At 42.7% G+C, this 3,491-nt stretch carries 3 protein-coding genes and 1 pseudogene; all 4 read right to left on the bottom strand.

Annotated elements, in window-relative coordinates:
* Positions 1–673 (bottom strand): annotated as a pseudogene (locus ABYD77_RS18310) (hypothetical protein); the annotation flags it as partial.
* Positions 670–1,836: an efflux RND transporter periplasmic adaptor subunit gene (locus ABYD77_RS18305; RefSeq protein WP_372771531.1), complete on the bottom strand. Its 1,167-nt coding sequence runs from the start codon at positions 1,834–1,836 to the stop codon at positions 670–672. The pseudogene ABYD77_RS18310 and the gene ABYD77_RS18305, both read right to left, overlap by 4 nt.
* Positions 1,829–2,803: an HlyD family secretion protein gene (locus ABYD77_RS18300; RefSeq protein WP_372771530.1), complete on the bottom strand. Its 975-nt coding sequence runs from the start codon at positions 2,801–2,803 to the stop codon at positions 1,829–1,831. Before ABYD77_RS18300 ends, ABYD77_RS18305 begins: the two co-directional genes overlap by 8 nt.
* Positions 2,800–3,474, bottom strand: a complete 675-nt coding sequence (locus ABYD77_RS18295; protein ID WP_372771532.1) for an ABC transporter ATP-binding protein — start codon at positions 3,472–3,474, stop codon at positions 2,800–2,802. The genes ABYD77_RS18300 and ABYD77_RS18295 overlap by 4 nt, the downstream gene beginning before the upstream one ends.
* Between the last annotated feature and the right edge of the window lie 17 nt (positions 3,475–3,491).

Here is a 3,491-nt window from a genome sequence, read left to right as displayed (position 1 = left end):
CATGCCAATCTACGCTATGGGTTAACAAACCATCGTGCGGGGCAACCACCTCTAACGACGACAAATTGCCATCGAGCATATTAATTTTGCTTTGATGCTGCTGGCTCTGCATATTTAACAAGTCTAACTCCCCTTGCGCGCTACTATTAAACTGTTCAGACTGCCAATTAAAGTAGGCCGTTTTGGCATTTAAATAGTCAACTTTTTGCGCCTGCTCTAAAATCTCAAGTTTCGAGATAATACGGTCATCGTCGATAGAGAAGTTTTCAGCAAATTGCTTTTCTTCCTCAACAATTTCCATATCAAGCCCTAAGTGTTTTCTGCGCGTGTCGATTTCGGTATTTTTACCGGATAAGTCTTGCGACACTTTTTGGTTTGAAAAGTCACTCTCGCGCTTTTGCTTAATCATTACACGGCCATCAAACCGTGCTATCACTTCACCTTTTTTAACCTGAGAGTATTCAGGCATTAACCACGCCAGCGTTTGTGGCCCGCGCGATGACGCAGGGGTGCTAATCACGGTTTCATTGGCGGCGATCAACTCACCTTTAGCCTCTACATAATTTTTAAACGGGGCTTTTTGCACGGTAAACGTAAGCTCGGCGGCGACATCATCGGGTTTTGAGCACGCGGTTAAAAAAAACGCGCTAACAACAATAGCTAAATACTTCATAAACGCACCACCTCTCCTTGTTCAATGCCGCTTTTTATTACCGCAAAACCATTACTAATATTACCTACTGTAACTGGGGTTTTATCACCATTTTTTTCAATTACATACGCGCTTGATTGGTCGCTATGCAATGTGCTTACAGGCACTATCAATACATCGTCAATTTTATCGGTAGCAACCTCTACGCGGGCGGTTAACCCTGGGCGCATTGCAGCTGCATTGTTATTATCAAGCTTAATTAAAGTGTCGATGATTCGGCGTTTGTCTTGCGGCGATTTTTCACGAAACGCACTGCCAATACTGGTTATTTTGCCCGATGTAATAATCGGCTCAGAGCCATCAATGGTCACTTTAACATTCTGATTAAGTGCAATGCGGCCAAAGTCAGCTTCATCAATTTGCGCTTTTACCTGCATATCTTCGATTACCGCTAATTCAATTACTGGTTGGCCAAATTGCACACTTTCACCTACCGTTGGCTTTTCACCACTAGCATCGGTGTAATATATTACAATGCCATCCATGGGTGCTTTTACTTTCAGCTTTTCAATATCTTGCTCAAGGGCATCAACTTCTGCTTTTAAGCGCTCGGCTTTGCCTTTAGCTAAGCGAATATTGAGTGCTTTAGTTTCATCTTGAAAGGTCAGCTTTTTCTTTGCCAGCTCAAGGTCATTTTGCGCAATGGTAAAGTCAATTTGTGCCTTGCGTTTATCGTTATCCGACATTGAATCATCGTTAATATCGGCCTTACGCTTGGCAATATCGTAATTCATTTGCGCTTCGGCAAGGGCGAGTTTTAATTCTTCTTGGTTTTTAATTTCTAGCGCTTTTTGGTTTTCAAGCTCTTTTACTGCGCGGTCATATTCGCTGGTTTTTTCAATTAAGCGGTCGCGCACGGGTTTATCATCAAAAGAGGCAACCATCTCGCCTTTTTTCACTTGTTTATTCTCAGGCGCTAAAAACTTCACCTTGTATTGCCACATACGTGAAATAGACGGCGGTGCAATTAGCGATTGCTGTGCCGACTCTAATTCACCATTGGCTTGCACAGCCAATTGCAGGCTAGTTTTTTCAATAGTGTGATAATCAAATTCATCATCGCCACAACCACTAAGTGAAAACGCGATTAGGCTCGCAACTAAGCCAAACTTAAACTTATTCATTACTGCCTCCTTGCACCACAACGCGTCCCGTCATACCCGGTAAGATTTTTAACTGTTGTGTATCATCAAACTCAAACTTAGCGCGATAATAGGCATCTTTACCCCACTCTTTACGCTCTTCCGGTTGTGTTGAAATATCGCTTAATTTTGCAGTGAGTGGCGTATCTTGATACGCATCAAGCGTAAGCGACATTGTTTGCTCTCGCTTTAAGTGCTTATAATCAATTTCGTGCACCCAAGCTTCTAAATAAAGGCCAGTCATCGCTGGAATTTCAGCAATTTTCCACCCTGGTTGTGCAGTAACGCCTGAAAATAACTTAGTGCCATACCAAGGGTGATTACCGTACAAAATGGGGCCTTGATTGGTGGCTTTATGGGTAAGGTTTTGCAAACGTTTGCGGTTTTCTTTTAGGTTAATTTGCAGGCGTTTTATTTCAATTTCCTGCTTGCTAATATTGACTTGTGCTGAGTTCTGTTTTTCCGCTAAACTCGCTTTAGCTTTATGCTTTTGAATCACCGCTTGTTCGAGTTTTAGCTGGTTTTCTTCATAATCAAACGCGCTTAAATGGCTTTTAGGCACTGCCGCATCAATTTTAGCTTTTTCAAGTAATAAGTCAGCACGGGTAAGTGCAAATTCGGCTTCTAAAATAGATTGCTTACCCTGGTTTATCTGCCGCTTTAATTCATCTAGTGCAGTATTGAGGTTTACTTCGTCTTGCTCAATGTTGCTGGCAATTGAGCCGCCTTCAAATACCACAACCACATCACCAGGTTTAGCAACTTCTCCTTCGGGTAACATCCATTCAACTTGAATGCGCCAAGTATCACTTTGCGGTGCAAAAAAGGTTTGGCTGTCGCTCGCTTTTATTTCCCCAGTAATAAAAATATTTTGCGATGCAAACACCTGCGTTGTAAAAAGCGCGCATGTAAGCATCAAAGGCAGCGCGCTAAGTTTAAGTGTTTTCATTGAACGCTATCCTCTATTTTCACACCATCTTTCATACGAATAATGCGCTTGGCGTACTCGGCAATATCTTCTTCGTGGGTCACCATTACAATGGTGTGGCCTTGGGCGTGTAAATCACATAACAGTGACATAATTTCGTGGGATGTTTTGCTGTCTAGGTTACCGGTTGGTTCATCGGCAAAAATCACTTTAGGTTCATTAACTAAGGCTCTGGCTATTGCCACACGTTGCCTTTGCCCACCCGACATTTCATTTGGCTTATGCCCTGCCCTGTGATCAAGCCCTACCTTAGCAAGCATGGCTAACCCTTTTTGTTTTGCTTGTTCTGGCGATATATCACTGTACCTAAGCGGTAAAATAACATTTTCAAGCGCGGTTAAACGGGTTAACAAATGAAAGGTTTGAAAAATAAAGCCAATACGCTGATTACGTATTTTTGATAAGTCTTCATCGCACATATCTTGTATTGATTGTTTAGACAAAAAATACTGGCCTTTGGTTGGCGTATCTAAACAGCCCAAAATATTCATTAGCGTTGATTTGCCCGAGCCCGACGAGCCCATAATGGCGACGAACTCCCCTTCGTCGATGGTGATAGAGACATCGTTTAACGCGGTAACGCGCGTTTCTCCACTGCCGTACTCGCGATACAGATTCTTCACTTCAAGCACTGCACACATTCCTTGAT

This window comes from Pseudoalteromonas sp. (assembly GCF_041629635.1).
Lineage (GTDB): Bacteria > Pseudomonadota > Gammaproteobacteria > Enterobacterales > Alteromonadaceae > Pseudoalteromonas.
The sequence above is the reverse complement of the archived record's forward strand: the minus strand, read 5'-3'. Positions and strand labels throughout refer to the sequence as shown.

Excerpts from the sequence above, each read along its gene's own strand:
- ABYD77_RS18305 (WP_372771531.1), bottom strand. The coding sequence starts at position 1,836 with ATGAATAAGTTTAAGTTTGGCTTAGTTGCGAGCCTAATCGCGTTTTCA.
- ABYD77_RS18300 (WP_372771530.1), bottom strand. The coding sequence starts at position 2,803 with ATGAAAACACTTAAACTTAGCGCGCTGCCTTTGATGCTTACATGCGCG.